Annotated in this window: 16 protein-coding genes, 1 tRNA gene and 1 pseudogene; 9 read left to right on the forward strand and 9 right to left on the reverse strand. The window is 67.0% G+C overall.

Annotated elements, in window-relative coordinates; translation table 11 throughout:
* The first annotated feature begins 53 nt into the window (after positions 1–53).
* Together LWF15_RS25590 and LWF15_RS25595 are read left to right on the forward strand one after the other, a co-directional pair.
* Entirely contained in the window at positions 54–1,952 is a 1,899-nt protein-coding gene (locus LWF15_RS25590; RefSeq protein ID WP_232813480.1) for an arylamine N-acetyltransferase, read from the forward strand.
* Positions 1,945–2,496, forward strand: coding sequence for an NADPH-dependent FMN reductase (locus LWF15_RS25595; protein ID WP_232813481.1), 552 nt, complete (start codon positions 1,945–1,947; stop codon positions 2,494–2,496). Before LWF15_RS25590 ends, LWF15_RS25595 begins: the two co-directional genes overlap by 8 nt.
* 12 nt (positions 2,497–2,508) lie before the next feature.
* On the opposite strand, the gene LWF15_RS25600 is transcribed toward LWF15_RS25595, so the two are convergent.
* A complete protein-coding gene (locus LWF15_RS25600) occupies positions 2,509–3,462 on the reverse strand; it encodes a DUF4862 family protein (RefSeq protein WP_232813482.1) in 954 nt (317 codons plus the stop codon).
* A 251-nt stretch (positions 3,463–3,713) separates the two neighbouring features.
* Here LWF15_RS25600 and LWF15_RS25610 point away from each other — a divergent pair, with 251 nt between their 5' ends.
* Genes LWF15_RS25610 through LWF15_RS25635 form a run of 6 tightly spaced genes read left to right on the forward strand, consistent with a single transcriptional unit; the run spans position 3,714 to position 9,100 of the window.
* Positions 3,714–4,766, forward strand: coding sequence for a TRAP transporter substrate-binding protein (locus LWF15_RS25610; RefSeq protein WP_269810795.1), 1,053 nt, complete (start codon positions 3,714–3,716; stop codon positions 4,764–4,766).
* Positions 4,763–5,269 carry a TRAP transporter small permease gene (locus LWF15_RS25615; protein ID WP_232813483.1) on the forward strand — a complete coding sequence of 169 codons (507 nt, stop codon included), beginning with the start codon at positions 4,763–4,765 and terminating at the stop codon, positions 5,267–5,269. The genes LWF15_RS25610 and LWF15_RS25615 overlap by 4 nt, the downstream gene beginning before the upstream one ends.
* Before the next feature lie 15 nt (positions 5,270–5,284).
* Positions 5,285–6,592 carry a TRAP transporter large permease gene (locus LWF15_RS25620; protein WP_232813484.1) on the forward strand — a complete coding sequence of 436 codons (1,308 nt, stop codon included), beginning with the start codon at positions 5,285–5,287 and terminating at the stop codon, positions 6,590–6,592.
* Between the two features lie 25 nt (positions 6,593–6,617).
* Positions 6,618–7,448, forward strand: a complete 831-nt coding sequence (kduI, locus tag LWF15_RS25625) for a 5-dehydro-4-deoxy-D-glucuronate isomerase (RefSeq protein WP_232813485.1) — start codon at positions 6,618–6,620, stop codon at positions 7,446–7,448.
* 28 nt (positions 7,449–7,476) lie between these two features.
* Positions 7,477–8,265 carry an IclR family transcriptional regulator gene (locus LWF15_RS25630; RefSeq protein ID WP_232813486.1) on the forward strand — a complete coding sequence of 263 codons (789 nt, stop codon included), beginning with the start codon at positions 7,477–7,479 and terminating at the stop codon, positions 8,263–8,265.
* A gap of 43 nt (positions 8,266–8,308) precedes the next feature.
* Positions 8,309–9,100: an SDR family oxidoreductase gene (locus tag LWF15_RS25635; RefSeq protein WP_232813487.1), complete on the forward strand. Its 792-nt coding sequence runs from the start codon at positions 8,309–8,311 to the stop codon at positions 9,098–9,100.
* 103 nt (positions 9,101–9,203) lie between these two features.
* On the opposite strand, the gene LWF15_RS25640 is transcribed toward LWF15_RS25635, so the two are convergent.
* The 8 genes from LWF15_RS25640 to LWF15_RS25675 form a co-directional block, all read right to left on the reverse strand.
* The gene (locus tag LWF15_RS25640; RefSeq protein WP_232813488.1) at positions 9,204–9,431 is read right to left on the reverse strand and encodes a hypothetical protein; all 228 of its coding nucleotides are present in this window, start codon (positions 9,429–9,431) and stop codon (positions 9,204–9,206) included.
* A gap of 1 nt (position 9,432) precedes the next feature.
* The gene (locus LWF15_RS25645) at positions 9,433–10,098 is read right to left on the reverse strand and encodes a hypothetical protein (protein WP_232813489.1); all 666 of its coding nucleotides are present in this window, start codon (positions 10,096–10,098) and stop codon (positions 9,433–9,435) included.
* Between the two features lie 343 nt (positions 10,099–10,441).
* Positions 10,442–10,515, reverse strand: a tRNA-Ile gene (locus tag LWF15_RS25650).
* 179 nt (positions 10,516–10,694) lie between these two features.
* The gene (locus LWF15_RS25655) at positions 10,695–12,128 is read right to left on the reverse strand and encodes an alpha/beta hydrolase (protein WP_232813490.1); all 1,434 of its coding nucleotides are present in this window, start codon (positions 12,126–12,128) and stop codon (positions 10,695–10,697) included.
* Positions 12,129–12,215: 87 nt separating this feature from the next.
* The gene (locus tag LWF15_RS25660; RefSeq protein ID WP_232813491.1) at positions 12,216–12,794 is read right to left on the reverse strand and encodes an NADPH-dependent FMN reductase; all 579 of its coding nucleotides are present in this window, start codon (positions 12,792–12,794) and stop codon (positions 12,216–12,218) included.
* Between the two features lie 26 nt (positions 12,795–12,820).
* Positions 12,821–13,561, reverse strand: coding sequence for a response regulator transcription factor (locus tag LWF15_RS25665; RefSeq protein ID WP_232813492.1), 741 nt, complete (start codon positions 13,559–13,561; stop codon positions 12,821–12,823).
* Positions 13,558–14,247, reverse strand: a complete 690-nt coding sequence (locus LWF15_RS25670; RefSeq protein WP_232813493.1) for a CE1759 family FMN reductase — start codon at positions 14,245–14,247, stop codon at positions 13,558–13,560. Before LWF15_RS25670 ends, LWF15_RS25665 begins: the two co-directional genes overlap by 4 nt.
* A gap of 29 nt (positions 14,248–14,276) precedes the next feature.
* On the reverse strand, positions 14,277–15,461 hold the full coding sequence (locus tag LWF15_RS25675; RefSeq protein WP_232813494.1) for a CE1758 family FMN-dependent luciferase-like monooxygenase: 1,185 nt from the start codon (positions 15,459–15,461) through the stop codon (positions 14,277–14,279).
* A 309-nt stretch (positions 15,462–15,770) separates the two neighbouring features.
* Here LWF15_RS25675 and LWF15_RS25680 point away from each other — a divergent pair.
* A pseudogene (locus tag LWF15_RS25680) lies at positions 15,771–16,003 on the forward strand (hypothetical protein); the annotation flags it as partial.

Raw genomic sequence — 16,003 nt, forward strand, 5'->3', positions numbered from 1 at the left:
CGAAGAGCTTGGGCGACGCTGATGTTAATTGATTAACACCGTCGGGAGGAAAGATGGGACCGCGCCCCACCCTCAAGTCCGTGGCCGCCGCCGCGGGGGTGTCCACGGCCCAGGTCTCCTACGCCTTCAACCGCCCGGATCGGCTGTCTGCCCAGGCCAGAGTGCGCATTCTCGAGGTCGCCCGGCAGCTGGGCTACTCCGGGCCGAACGCCGCGGCCCGCTCGCTGCGCACCGGCAAGGCCGAGGCGATCGGAGTCCTGTTCACGGTCGGTCTTTCCCAGGCCTTCAAGGACCCCTATCTTCTGGCCATGCTCGGGGGTCTGGCCGAGATCACCGAGCAGACCGGGACGGGCCTGGTCCTGATCCCGTTGGCGGCCGCTGGCTCCGGCCCCGACGAGCTGCGTAAGTCGCTCGACGCCGTGCAGCGCGCGGTGATCGACGCGGCCGTGGTGGCCGACAACCTGACCGACGAGCATCCGGCGGTCCAGGTCTTGCGCGACCGCCACATTCCGATGGTGCGGGAGTCGATCAACGAGTCCGGACCGTTCGTCGCCATCGACGACCGTGCCGCCGCCCGCGAACTTGGTTCACATCTGGCCGGTTTCGGGCATCAAAACGTGGTCTTCGTGGTTTACAGCCTTCACCAACAATGGACGTCGGTGAGCCTCGACGACGAAAGTCACCTCACGCGCTACTCCAGATTGCGTCTGGCCGGGCTGCGCGAGGGCCTGGGCCCACGAGCTCGCGTGCGCGTCGTCAGCGGCGGCAAGAATTCGCCTTCGCCCGACGCAGCTGGGTTTTTCGACCAACCCGACATGCCCACAGCGATCGCCGCCGACAGTGACGTCATGGCCACCGGCGTCCTCAAGGTTCTTCAGCAGAGGGGACTTCGGCCCGGGCGCGACATCTCGGTCACCGGGTTCGACGACATTCCCTCCGCAGCCACCCTCGGGCTCACCACGATTCGGCAGCCGATCCACGAAAAGGGCCGCCTGATGGGCCGTCTGCTGCTCGACCCCACCTACACCGAGGAACAGGTAGTACTCCCGACCCACCTCGTCGCCCGTTCCAGCACCGGCCCCGCACCCCTCGTCCGCAATCATCGCCCGGAAGGAACCGCACCCGTGACCACCGAGTGGCAGAGCGAGAACCTCGATCTCGAAGCCTATCTGAAGCGAATCGGACACACCGGACCACTGGAGAGCGACGAGAAGACCCTGGCCGCCCTGCACCGCGCCCATGTGGCCAGCATCCCGTTCGAGAACCTCGACGTCATCCTGGGCCGCGGCATCGCCGTCGACCTGGAGCACGTACAGGCCAAGCTGGTCGATCGGCAGCGCGGGGGTTACTGCTACGAGCACGGCATGCTGTTCGGAGCCGTCGCCGAACGGCTGGGCTTTCAGGTCACCCGCATTCTGGCCCGCGTCGGCGACCCAGCCGAAATCGTCCGCTCCCGATCCCATCTCGTGCTCCGAGTGGCCACCCAGGAGCAGCAGTGGCTGGCCGACGTCGGGTTCGGTTCCGGCCTGCTCACTCCCCTGCCATTCACTTCAGGTGCAGCGCAGCAGCAGGGCGTCTGGCAGTACGAGCTTCAGCAGACCCCGGACAACGTCTGGCACCTGCGTGAGTTCGGCAAGACGATCCAGACCTTTGCCGAAGAACTGCAGTACTTCGTCGATGTGGAGGCCGCCAACTTCAACACCTCGACCAACCCCAACTCCCCCTTCACCCATCGCCCCATCGTCGTGCGTAAAGACGAAACTTCGGTGCGGGCCCTGCGTGGCCGCACCTACAGCATCGAACGCCCCGGCCAACCCACCGAACAGCGCGAACTCAGCGACAGCGAGTTCACCGGCCTCCTGCGCTCAGACTTCGCCCCCACCCTCACCGATGCCGAGATCTCCGCCCTGGTCGCGTCTCTTTCTCCCCAGAAGGAGGCCGGCCATGAGTGACCTGGGCCAGCTCGCCGTCATCATCGCCAGCGTGCGCAAAGACCGCCTCGGCCCCACCGTGGCCACCTGGTTCCTCGACCACGTCCCGCCCGGCACCGACGTCATCGACCTGGCCACGCTGGACCTCCCCGACCACCTGGCCGGCGGCGGCGACACCGAACTCTTCACCAAGCGCATCGAACGCGCCGACGCCGTCGTGGTGATCACGCCCGAATACAACCGCGGCTACCCCGGAGCCCTGAAGACCGCGATCGACACCGTCGTGGCCGAATGGCAGGCCAAGCCCATCGGTTTCGTCTCCTACGGCGGCATCTCGGGCGGGCTTCGCGCGGTCGAGCAGCTGCGCCTGGTCTTCGCCGAGCTTCACGCCGTCACCGTGCAGGCCGCGGTCAGCCTCCCCCATGCCTGGGATCGGTTCGACGAGCAGGGCAAGCTGCGCGAACCCCGGCATCCGGACTCGGCGGCCGCAACGATGCTGGGGCAGCTGGCCTGGTGGTCGGAAGCACTACGGCAGGCGCGGGCGACCAGCGCGTTCGCTCTCTAGTCGGCGTTCCGCTCATCCAGCCGCTCGGGCCTGGGCGATCTGGGTCAGGTTGGCGGTGACCACAGCCAGGTGGGTGGCGACATCGGCGTCCCGGGGCCGGGCTGCGACCTTCAGCCCGGTCCGCGGCACATCGCCGAGCGCCTTGACGGTGTCCGCGATCTCGTTCGGACCGAGGAGAGACGCGGCCGCCGAGGCCAGAGCGGCGTCCGAACCGTGGGCGGGGATGTGCATGTCGGTCCAGGCCGGCCCCCAGGCCGTGTCCTCACCGGTCGCACCGGAGAAGATGTAGGCCCGTAGCAACTCCGCCTCGTTGACCGCGGCGATGTGCTCGAGGGCGAGATCCGGGCCATGCCCCTCGATGGCCGAACGGCCCCAGTTCAGGCTCATTCCCAGCACGTCGGAGGGCAGGCCGAAGGACTGCACGGCCGCGATCTCGTCCGACAGCTGGAAGAACCCCTTGGCCGGAGTCTGATCCGGAACGTAGGCGTCGCAGTGCTCGACGAGCAGTTCGGCGCCGGCGAGATCCCATTCCAGGATCTCGGTGAGGGAGCGTTCGAACGCCGACCGGGAGCCACCTCGAGGCCCCGGAGCGCTGTGCACCTCGATGGCAGCGACCCGACGGGTGCCGTACTCGTCGGCCAGGGTGCGAGCCAGGTCGCGGGCCCGGGCGACGTCGGCGAGCGCCTCGCGGCGATGGGTCTCGTCGTCGGAAGCCAGCCCGTACAACGGGTTCTGGCCCAGCGCGACCATCATCGAGGGCACCAGCGAGACCACCAGGTCCCAGTCGGGCCGGACGTGCTGCCGGATCCAGGCCGGTTCCAAGGTGCGCGTGCCAGCCGGGGCCAGGGCGAACTCGAGGCCGCTGAGCCCCAGCTCGGCAACGGCGTCGAAGAACGCGTCCTCCCCCGCCGGGTCGGCGGGTGCGGTGATGTAGGCGGCCAGGAAGAGCCCCTCGAGGCTGGTCATCTGATTCCTCCGTCGTAGCGCGGAACGGACCTTGCGGGTGATTTGTGGGGGTTGACGCATTTCTGGCGAGCAATTAAGTTCCGTCTAACGAAACTCGGTTCCATAAACAGTCTGACACCCGCGTAGGTGGCCCGGCAACAGCCGTCCCGAATTTTCAGCCCCCCTACTGCAGGCGCCGTCCCGAACCGCTCCCGAGCAGCCCGCGCCGCTCGCCGGAGGTCTGCTTACGCAGCCCGAGAAGGAGTTTCACCATGATGCGAAACAAAGCCGTTTCCGTCACCGCCGCCCTGGCCGTCGCCGTTCTCGCCCTCACCGCCTGCAGCGCCGGTGACGGCACCCGCACCGGTGCCGCGGCCGAGAAGGAGTCCGGCGACAGCGCCGAGACGACGTTCAAGCTCGCGTTCAACCAGCAGCCGAACCATCCACAGTTCGTCGCGCTGGACGCCATGGGCGACCGTCTCAAGGAACGCACCGGCGGCAAGTACGACATCGAGGTGTTCCCGAACGAGACGCTGGGCACCCAGAAGGACACCATCGAGCTGGTGAAGGCCGGCACCATCGAGATGTCGATGGTCGCCGGGCCGCTGATGGAGAGTCTCAACCCCGACTTCGTTGTGTTCGACCTGCCGTTCACCTTCGACTCGCAGGAGCACCAGCGCACGACCACGAACGACCCGGCGATCGTCTCCGAGCTGTACTCCTCGCTCGACGACCAGGGCCTGCACGTGCTGGGCTCGTTCCACGGCGGGGTCCGGAACATGTACACCTCGAAGGGACCGATCACCAAGCCCGAGGACATGAAGGGCCTGAAGATCCGGGTCATCGAGTCGGACACCAACATCGAGATGATGAAGATGATGGGCGGTAGCCCGGCCCCGATGGGGATGGGCGAGGTCTACACCGCGATCCAGTCCGGAGTGCTCGACGGCGCCGAGAACAACGAGCTCACGTACGCCAACGTGAAGCACGCCGAGGTCGCGAAGTACTACAGCTACACCCGGCACCTGATGCTCCCGGACTACCTGCTGATCAACCCCAAGGTCACGGACGAGATGTCCGAGGAGCACCGCAAGATCTTCCTGGAGGAGATCGCCACCGCGATCGAGGAGGAGGGCGAGCTCTGGGAGCAGGAGATCCCGAAGTCGAAGGCGCTCGCCGAGCAGGCCGGCACCGAGTTCAACGAGGTCGACGCCGACGCCTTCACCGCCCTGATCGCCCCGCTGACCCAGAAGAAGCTCACCAACGACACCGTCCGCGACATCCACGCCAAGGTCCGGGCGGCGGCGGAGGGGCTGGAGCCGTGACCGCGCTGAAGAGCGTGCTGGACCGCGTCCTGACCTGGATCTGTGTGGTGCTGTTCGCGGCCTTGGTGCTCGACGTCGGCTGGCAGGTGTTCGCCCGGCAGGTGCTGAACGCGCCCAGCGGCTGGTCCGAGGAACTGGCCAAGTACCTGTTCATCTGGGTCGGACTGCTCGGCGGGGCACTGGTTTTCGGCGAGCGCGGGCACGTGGCGGCCGACCTCGCGGTGCAGCGGGCGCCGGAGAAGGTGCAGCGGGTCACCGCGGTGCTGGTCCAGATCTCGATCCTGGCCTTCGCGATCCTGGCCCTGATCTGGGGCGGCTACCGGGTGGTGCACCTGACCTGGGACCAGACCCTGACCGGCCTGCCGGTGAACGTGGGCTGGATGTACCTGGCCCTGCCGATCTCCGGCGTGATCACCGTGGTCTACACGATCTATCACATGATCCACATCAGCACGGGCGACGAGATCGCGATCGATCCCGACGCCGAGACCTCGCTCGCGTAGAGGGAAGGAGGAATCATGGACGCCGGAGTTCTTGCCGGGCTGATCCTGGTCGCCGGGATCGCTCTTCTGCTCCTGATCGGAGCCCCGATCAGCATTGCCGTGGGCCTGGCCTCGACGCTGGCCATGTTCGTCGTGGTCGGCGCCGAGAACGGGGCCCTCACCTCGGCGCAGCAGATGTTCCGGGGCATCAACTCGTTCGCGCTGCTGGCCATACCGTTCTTCGTACTGGCCGGGGTGATCATGAGTAGTGGCGGGATCGCCATGCAGCTGATCAACGCCGGCAAGGTGCTGGTCGGCCGGGTCCCGGGCTCGTCCGCCCAGACCACCGTCGCCGCCAACACGCTGTTCGGAGCGGTCAGCGGCTCGTCGATCGCGGCGGCCGCCGCGATCGGCACCACGATGGGTCCGGTCCAGGCCAAGGAGGGCTACGACCGCAACTTCTCCGCGGCCGTCAATGTCGCCTCCGCGCCGGGCGGGATGCTGGTCCCGCCGAGCAACCTGATGATCGTGTACTCGCTGGTCTCGGGTACCTCGGTGGCGGCGCTCTTCATGGCCGGGTACCTCCCCGGGATCCTGTGGGCCATCGCCTGCTCGGTCATCGTGTACCTCTATGCCCGCAAGCGCCCCGAACTGAAGGAGACCCAGCGGATCGGCTTCGCCGAGGGAGCCCGGATCCTGCTCGTCGCGACGCCGTCGATCCTGCTGGTCGCGGTGGTCATCGGCGGCATCCTTCTGGGGTACTTCACCGCCACCGAGTCGGCGTGTATCGCAGTGTTCTACGCCGCGATCCTGTCGGCGATCTACCGCACCATCAAGCTCCGGGACATCCCCGGCATCCTGATGGAGTCCACCCGGATCACAGCCGTGGTCATGTACCTGGTCGGCGTCTCGACCATCATGGGCTTCGTCCTGTCGTTCTCGAAGATCCCCGAACTCGTGTCCGACACGATGTTCGGGTTCAGCGAGAACCCGGTCGTGCTGCTGCTTCTGATCGCGTTGATCCTGCTGGTCGTCGGTTGTTTCATGGACGCAACCCCGGCCATTCTGATCTTCACCCCGATCTTCCTGCCGATCGTCACCAGTTTCGGGGTGGACCCGATCCACTTCGGCATCATGGTGATCTTCAACCTCAGCATCGGCACGATCACCCCGCCGGTCGGGACCGTGCTCTTCGTCGGGGCGAAGGTCGCGGACGCACCGATCGAGGGCGTCGTCCGTCAGCTGCTGCCCTTCTTCGGTGTCCTGGTCGGCACCCTGATCATCGTCATCTTCACCCCCAGCCTCTCGCTCTGGCTGCCCGAAGTCTTCGGCCTGATGCCCTGAGATCCGCTACGCCTGAAGGAGACCCATGGAACAGCGCTTCGCCACCAGTCCCGAGCACGTCCCCGGCATGAGCACCAGCGAGCTGCGCGACCGCTACCTGGTACCCGGTCTGTTCGTGGACGACGACGTCCAGGCCCTCTACACACATCACGACCGGGTGGTGGTGGCCGGCGTGAAGCCGGTGACCGGGCCGGTCGCCCTGCCGACGTTCCCCGAGATCGTCAGCAAGTACTTCTTCGAGCACCGCGAAGCCGGGATCGTCAACGTCGGCGGCCCCGGCACGATCACCGTGGACGGCACCAAGTACGACGCCGAGCACGGCGCCTGCCTGTACGTCGGGCGGGGGGCTGTCGACGTGGTGTTCGAGTCGGCCGACGAGACCGGCCCGGCCCGGTTCTACGTGTTCTCGGCCCCGGCGCACACCAACTACCCAACGACGTTTGTCGCGCCCGAAGAGGGAACGGTCCGGGAACTCGGCGACCCGGAGCAGTCGAACCGGCGCACCCTCAACCAGTACATCCACGAGCAGGGGGTACGCAGTTGCCAGGTGGTGATGGGCGTGACCACCCTGCACACCGGAAGCATGTGGAACACGATGCCGGCGCACACCCACGCCCGGCGGACCGAGGTGTACCTGTACTTCGACCTGCCGGCCGAGGCCCGGGTGGTGCACCTGCTCGGCGAACCCGGCGAGACCCGGCACCTGGTGGTCGGCAACGAGGAGGCGGTGATCGCGCCGAGCTGGTCCGTGCACTCCGGGGTGGGCACCGCCAGCTACAGCTTCGTCTGGGCGATGGCAGGAGAGAATCAGTCGTTCGACGACATGGATGGTTTCGCCATCGCCGACATGCGCTGAGGCGCCCGCCTAGACAGGTAGATCCGACATGGCCGAGAAGACTGCCCAGCTGAGCCCGCCCGAGCCGCTGACCGGCGGCGCGAACGCGAGCGAGAAGACCCTGCTGGTGCTGGAGGCGGCCATGACCCACGGCCGGTTCTCGGAGGTCGTGGAGGCCACCGGTCTGGCCAAGGCCACCACCCACCGGATCCTGGCCACGCTGATCGAGCGGCGGTTCGTCACGGTCGCCGCCGACGGCAGCTACCTGCCCGGGCCGAAGATCCTCTCGCTGGCCGGGCAGGCCCTGCAGCGGATCGACATCTCGGCGATCGCCCAGCCTTTCGTGGACGCGCTGGTCGACCAGGTGCACTGCACGGTCCACGTCGGCGTGGCCAACGGTGACGAGATCGTCTACCTGATCCGGGCCGACTCCGACAAGCCCTACCGGATGCCCTCGCGGGTCGGCCTGGCCATCCCGATGCACACCTCAGGCATCGGCAAGGTGGTGCTCAGCGGCTACACCGACCACGAGCTGGAGCGGTTCGTGGCCCGGGCCGGACTGCCGGCCCGGACCCCGAACACGATCACCACGCTGAGCGGGCTACGCACCGAGGTGGCCCGGATCCAGCAGGTCGGCTACAGCCTCGACCGTGAGGAGAACGTGCCCGGCGTGACCTGCGTGGCGGCGCCGATCCTCGACTCCACCCGCCGGATCAAGTACGGGCTGAGCATCTCCACCCTGACCCTCGAGCACACCCCGGAGGAGGTCGAGCAGATGGCCCCACTGGCCATCGAGACCGCCGCTCAGATCTCGAGCGCCCTCGGGTACACCCCCTGAACCTTTCCGCACCCTTTCCGCACCACCAGGAGAGAGCCCCGCCATGACGAACCCTGCCACCAGCCCCGCCGCCTACCTGACCCGCAGCTTCACCTTGGAGGGCAAGCTGGCGGTGGTGACCGGTGCCAGGCAGGGGATCGGGCTGGCGATTACCGAGGCGCTCGCCTCGGCCGGTGCCGACATCATCGGCGTCAGCAACGACCTGCCGCTGGGAGAGAGCGCCGCCCGCACCACGGTCGAGCAGGTGGGCCGCACCTTCACCCCCCTGCGCGTCGACCTCTCGGTGCGCGACGAGGTGAGCAAGCTCGCCGCCGACCTGGCCGGGCGCCAGGTCGACATCCTGGTCAACAACGGTGGCACGATCCGCCGGACCGCGGCCGCCGAGCACTCCGACGACGACTTCGACTACGTGATGGACGTCAACCTCCGCTCCACCTTCGTGCTCTCCCGCGAGGTCGGCCGGACGATGCTGGAGCGTGGCTCCGGAAAGATCGTCAATCTGGCGTCGATGCTCAGCTTTCAGGGCGGGGTCAACGTCCCCGGCTACACCTCGTCCAAGTCCGCCGTCGCCGGCCTGACCAAGGCCCTGGCCAACGAGTGGGCCGGCCGGGGAGTCAACGTCAACGCGGTAGCCCCCGGCTACGTCGCTACCGCCAACACCCACGACCTGCGGCAGGACGCGGAACGCAGCAAGGAGATCCTCTCCCGCATCCCGGCGGCCCGCTGGGCCGAGGCTGGGGACATCGCTGGGGCGGTGTTGTTCCTCTGCTCCAGCGCGGCTGACTACGTCAACGGGATTGTGTTGCCGGTGGACGGGGGGTGGCTGGCGCGCTGAGTGGACGATCGGGTCAGAACGGAGTCAGATGATGACACCGTGAACGGCCGGCACCGTTTCGCGAGGTGAACGCGAACGTCATTGACGGTCTTGGAACCGACGGTCAGGCAGCAGGACCGCTACCTTCGGGCGTCGACCTGGCGGCCAGCATCAGCTTGACCCCATACCCAATAGCGAACAGGGGACCGAGCACGGGAATCAACACGGCTGCGAGCACCACAGCCAGACCCACGCGGATCTGCTGCCCCTTGGCCAACACGACCAAGGCTACTGCGATCCCAGCGAAGGTGATTGCAAAGAAAGCAATCTCAAGTCCAGTGAGTGAAAACATTTCAGAGCTTCCACTTCTTGACGATCGTCCCGTTGCCGCTGATCTTCAGTCCCTGCACACCAGACTTCATGCTCTGCCCCGTGACCTTCAGCGTGACTTCGGTGCGGCAGGTGGCCGTCCCGTCGCTGTTCAGCGACTTGGTGTTCTTCGACGTGTACTTCCGCGTCGGAAGATCGTTCCCGATGTCGTTGCTGCATGAATTGATCTTGGTGACATTGTTGTGGTGATAGTTGACGTTGATCGTAGTGCGCACCGAAGCGTAGGTGACCATGAGGATCTTCCAGTCCTGCTGGTACCACACGCTGCGCTTGCCCTTCGTAGCCGCCGCAGCGAGGCTGAACATCCCAGCCCCCTGGACCTCCGCCGCTGAGGCGGTTGAAACCTGCTCCGTAACCTCGAGTTCGGGATACTGACGCTCGAGACTCTCAGCTGCGCCAGGAACACCGAACTTGGGGTCTTCAAGAATCTCGTTGACCGTGTCCTTCTGCTCCTCGGACAACGCATTCCAGATGTTCAACTCGCTCTTTGGCAAGTGCTCTGCCGCCTGCTCGGCGACAGTCGGCGCTTCATCATCGCCCGTTACGGCGTATGCGGGTGCTGCTGCGCCGACGACACCAAGGGCCAAGGCCCCGGCCAGTGCCGCGCGTGTCCATTTCCAGTGGTTCATCGACCTGTCCCTCACGTGCGGACCGCTTCCTGCGGGCCAAGCGTGACTATGTCAGCCATGATCCAGTCCGGTCAAAAGACTTCACATCCTATTGAAATCAATCCGGGTAACCACTACGTGCCGCAACGTAACTACTGAATGATGATCGACGGGCCTTGGTGACTTCCGGCGGGATGCCGCGTACCAGACAGGCCAGGACGCTGGACCCGCAGATGCCTGAGGGCCTCAGAGTGTTCTTGGCCAACCAGGACGCGCAGGCCAGGACGTGTTCGACAATCTCGCGGAACGGGAACCCTGCGTTGATCGCCCTGTGTACTCCACAGCTCACAGGCCATTTCCAAGGTGGGACAGGCGGGGTTCGAACCCGCGACCTACGGATTATGAGTCCGCTGCTCTAACCTATTGAGCTACTGTCCCGCACCCTGCATCACGCCGGTGTGAGCAGGCAGCACCCGTGGGTACCAGAGAGCAAGATTACCGGCAGCGGGAGTGCCATGTGGCCGGTACCTCTCGGTTCGCGATAACCGCAGGTCAGACGCCCCGCCCAACGCAGATGTGGGACGGCCTGGACGCGGCCGCCCCACACCGAGGGTGGTTCAGGTGCTCGGGCAGGTGAGGTCCTTCTCCGGGAGCTTCCCGGTCAGCAGGTAGCTCGTGGTCACGTTGAGGGCGCAGGCGTTGCCCCCGAGCACGTACACGCCGTGCCCGCTGCCCTCGACGGTGACCAGCCGGGAACGCTTTTCGAACCGGTCACGCAGCAGTTCCCCTCCGGACAGCGGCGTGACCGGGTCGTGGCGGTTCTGCAGGATCAGAACATTGGACGGGCCCTGGTCGTTGATCTGTACCGGCGCCTTCGTGGGGCCCAGCTTCCAGTACGCACAGGGCACGATGTTGGCGGCGGCCGGGCCGAACAGGGGGTAGCGCTCGCGGTCCTCGGCCACGGCGCGCTGATAGGTCTTCAGGTCCTTCGGCCACTCGACGTCGTTGCAGGTCACGGCCAGGAAGACGCTCAAGGCGGTGTTCTGGGGGTTCAGCGGCGCAGCCTTCGTCGATGCCACATCGCCGGGCGGATCGATCGCCCACTGCCAGAGCTGGGCGGCCCGACCGTAGGAGATCGGGCTGTAGGTGGCAGCGAAGACGGCCTGGCGGAACAGGGCCCCGGTGATTCCGGGGGCCGGGGTCTTGTCGAGTTTCTCGGCCGTGGCCACGAAGTTCTTGCGCACCTCCGACGGCGTGCGCCCCAGCCCGTACGCCTCGTGCCGGGCCGCGAGCCAGGCGGCGTAGTCACCGAAGGTCTCCTCGAAGCCCTCGCCGAAGCGTCGCAGGCCGGCCTGGTTCAGGTGGGTGTCCCCGACGTTGCTGTCCAGGACCACCCGGTCGGTGCTCTGCGGGAACATCGACGTGTAGGCCGCGCCCAGGGCCGAGCCGTACGAGGCCCCGTAGAAGCTGGCCTTCTTCTCCCCCAGCGCGATCCGGATCTGGTCCAGGTCACGGGCCATGTTCGCCGTGGTGAGTTGTTCCAGCGCCGCCGCGTCCTTGCTCTTCGCGCACTTGTCGGCGGCTGCCTCGACCACCTTCGCGCGGGCCGTGACGGCCGCCTCGTTCACCGCGTAGGGCGGGATGTTGCTGTTGTACGGGTCGTCGATGGTGAAGCCGCAGCCCACCGGCGAGGACTTGCCCACGCCCCGGGTGTCCATCCCGATCAGGTCGTAGGCCTCCATCACGCTGGCCGGCAGCCCGCGGCTGACCATCAGGGCCGGCTGGCCCAGGCCCGGACCGCCCGGCCCACCCGGGTTGAACAGCAGGATGCCCCGTCGCTTCTCCGGCTTGCCGCTGGCGATCCGGGAGATCGTCAGGCTGATCTTCTTGCCCTTGGGCTTGTCGTAGTTCAACGGCACCTTCACCCGGGCGCACTGCACCGACGGCAGCTCCGTAGCCGGGATGTCAGTGCCTTCCGGGCAGGCCGTCCACTTGACCTTCGCGGCCGCCGACTTGCCGGCCGTGTCCGCCGCAGTCGCGACAGGTGTCATGGCCAGGCTCGTCAGCAACCCGATCGAGATCGCCAGTCCTACGTATCTTCCCGGCATGGTTCAGTCCCCCTTCGGACCAGGAACGGCTCAGGCTCGGGTGAGCGTGGCCTTCGGGCGCAGCGGCGCCAGGGCACCGCTCCAGGCGATGAGCTGATCGAGCAAGACCTTCATCGTCATCTCGTGGAAGGGCTTGGGCTGCAGGGTCTGATAGTTCTCGAAGTCCGTCATCAGGGAGAACGTGACCTGCTGGCGCACATCGGCGATCTGCAGCTCTCCGGCGATCAGGCGCAGGTGCTCGGCGGCCCGGGCGCCACCGACGCCCCCGTAGGAGACGAAACCGGCTGCCTTGTTGTTCCACTCGGCGTACAGGTAGTCGATGGCGTTCTTGAGCACACCGGACGTGCTGTGGTTGTACTCCGGCGTGACGAAGATGTAGCCGTCGAACTGGGCGATCTTGGCGGCCCACTGCTTGGTGTGCTCGTTCTGGTACTCCCCCCGGCTCGGGGTCACCGCCTCGTCGAGGTGCGGCAGCGGGTAGTCCCGCAGGTCGATCAGCTCGAACTCGGCGTCGTCGCGCTGCTGGGCCTGGTCGAGCACCCAGCGGGCGACCTGCTCGCCGTTGCGGTTCGGGCGGGTGCTGCCCAGGATGATGCCGATGCGGGTCATGGATCTCTCCTTGGATTGAACAACATTCAGACCGAGCGCACGATGTAGCCGATACCGCGCACCGTCTCGATGAGCGGATCGCCGGCGGCACTCAGCTTGCGCCGTACTTGGGAGACGAACTTCTCGGCGGAGTTCACGCTGCGCGGGATCTCGTCTCCCCAAACCCCCAGCACAAGTTCTTCTTTGGTGACCACCTTGTCCACCGACGACATCAGCTGTCGCAGCACCTTGAACTCGGTGGTGGTCAGGCCGAATCCCTGGCCGTCACGCGTGAGTTCGTGACGCGAGAGGTCCAGGACGAAGTCCCTGACGGTCAACCGGCTCGCCCCGTCGTCGTCCGGCTCCGGGATGGCGACCTGGTGAGAACTCATCCTGCGGTGCAGAGCGCCGACCCGGGCCACCAGTTCCGCAACCTTGAGCGGACGGGGAACCACGTCGTCCGCACCGACCGCGAACCCGTTCAGACGATCCTCCAGACTGTCGCCGTCGGTGACGAACAGCAGGCCGACTGCGCCGCCGGAAGCCCGCAGTTCAACGGCCAGATCCAACCCCGATCCGTCCGGCAGAGCGGTCTTCAGCACGATGACCGAGGGTCCCTGCCGGGCCGCCACCCGGGCGGCCGCCGAACTCCCCACGACCATCACCTCGAACCCGGCGAGCTGCAGCGCCCGCGCGATGAGTTCGGCCTGCTCAGTGTCGTTCTCGACGAGGAGCACCAACCGGCGCCGCAGAGGAGGCCGATGACGGCTGAGGGCCAGGGCCGTCATGGGCTCGGATGGGACCGGCCGCCGTTGGCCAGACGCATCAGGTCGGTACTGAAGTCGACGTCGTCCACCGACTGTTGCGAGCGGGTGGCATTGCCGGCGAAGCGGTGCTGGTAGCCGTCCCAGCCCGAATCGGCGATGCCAGCGCCGATCCCGGCCTCCACCAGGTGGGCCAGTTCGGCGGCGGCGCGCTCGATCCGTCGTCCGAAGGCCGGTGAGGCCCAGTCGCTGGGGGCGGCGAACAACGACGTCGGTACCGGCAGCGCCCGCAGAAAGGCGAACAGCGGACGCATCTGCTCGTCGACCACCATGGCGTGCCGTTCGCTGCCGGCCGTGGCCGCGAGAATCACTGGGGTGGCGATGATCAGGTCGTCGTCCAGGACGTCGACGAAGGCCTTGAACAACCCGCTCACCCCGGCCTTGTAGACCGGGGTACTCACGATCAGACCGTCGGCAGCGGCGATCTTGTCCACCGCCTCCTGCACCGAGTCGTCCAGGTGGCCCGACACAAGGGCGCGTGCGATCCCCAGAGCGATCGGGGCCAGTTCGACGACCTGGGCGGTCACCTCTCCGCTGCGTTGCAGCGCCTGCAGGGCTTTTCCCGCCGTGCGATCGGCGAGCATCCTTGTGCTGGAGGGATCACTCACACCCGCGCTCACCACGACCAACCGACGCACTCGATCGTCCATCGTTGTCATCTCACTCGTCCCGAAAGTGTTCATGCGGACGGGTACCGGACCGATACCGAGGGGTCGCTGTCCTGGTACGGGGAGTCTCCGGTCAGGTTGTCGCCCCGGTGCGCATTGGGCCGGGGCTGACGTGGCTCGGCCTCGCCGTACTTGGCCCGCACGAGCGTCTCGTGGGTGGGTGCGTCCGGGATGCCCGGTGCCCGCCGGGCGGCCATCTCGCGGCGCAGCACCGGGACGACCTCGGTGGCCAGGAGCTCGATCTGGGTGAGCGCGGACTCGATCGGCAGGGCCGCGCTGTCGAGAACCCAGAGCTGGCGCTGGTAGTCGCCGAACCCGGTCTGGAAGGTCAGGGTCTTGTCGATGACCTCCTGCGGGCTGCCCACGCTCAGCGGCGTGCGGTGCGCGTAGTCCTCGAGCCGGCTGCCCCGGAAGACCGGGTAGTTCTCGAAGTAGGGCCGGAACGCGTCGTAGGCGTCCTGCGACCGCCGGGCGATGAACGCCTGTCCCCCGAGCCCGATGATCGCCTGGTCCGCGCGCCCGTGCCCGTGATGCTCGAACCGCTTGCGGTAGAAGTCCACCAGGGGGTTGAAGTGGAAGTCGGGCGCCAGGATGTGGTTGGCGAAGTAGCCGTTGCCGTAGTAGGCCGCCTGTTCCGCGATCTCCGGCGTACGGATGGCGCCGTGCCAGACGAAGGGCGGCACGTCGTCCAGAGGCCTCGGGGTGGCGGTGAATCCCTGCAGGGCCGTGCGGAACTTCCTCTCCCAGTCCACCACGTCCTCACGCCAGAGCCGGTGCAGCAGGTTGTAGTTCTCCAACGTGAGCTCGACGCCCTGGCGGATGTCCTTGCCGAACCAGGGGTAGACCGGCACGGTGTTGCCCCGCCCGATCATCAGGTCCAGGCGTCCTTCGGCCAGATGCTGCACGGTGGCGTAGTCCTCGGCGACCTTGACCGGGTCGTTGGTGGTGATCAGTGTGACCGCGGTGCTCAGCAGGATCTGGTTGGTCACCGCCGCGATGTGCCCCAGGATCGCCGGCGGCGAGGAGGGCACGAAGGGCGGGTTGTGGTGCTCGCCGAGGGCGAAGACGTCCAGGCCCAGTTCGTCCGCGTGCTGGGCGAGGCGGACGATGTTGCGAATGCGTTCGGCCTCGCTCTGGGTCCGGCCGGTGACCGGGTCGGGAGCGATGTCGCCGACGGTGAAGATGCCGAACTGCACGGGTGTGGTGGTCCTCTCCGGAGGTTGATGACCAGGCTTGGGACCGGTCGCCCGAGACGCTATGGGCGCCTGCGGCGCCGCGAATCGGTCAGGCAATCGGTAGCCCGCACTGCACCCGGTGAGCAGCGTGGAGACGAACCGACGTGCGGTCCGCCCGGCACCCGTCAGAGTTTCGACGTGCGCACAACGTCCCGAAGTGATCTGATCCACACCACTGACTCAGAGCGCTCCTTCGTGCAACGGGAGGCGGGGGCGTCGGCGTCTGTTGGTCTGGAACCGGCGGACGACAGATGGGAACGATCGGTACGGGTGAACGCTCGACGGCGCAGCACGATGGTGGTGGCCAGCGGAACGGCCCTGTTCGCAGCGGCAGTACTCACCGGCTGCGGCAGCGATCCGGAACCGGATCACCAGGCGGTCTGCGTGAACCAGACCACCCAGACCCGGGTGGACGACGACGACTGTGACGACAACGGCGGTGCGCGGGTCGGCGGCGGTGGCGTGAACACCTGGCTGCCCTACGGCCCGGGCCGGGGGGGCCC

The organism is Kineosporia rhizophila (assembly GCF_021277265.1).
GTDB classification, from domain to species: domain Bacteria; phylum Actinomycetota; class Actinomycetes; order Actinomycetales; family Kineosporiaceae; genus Kineosporia; species Kineosporia rhizophila.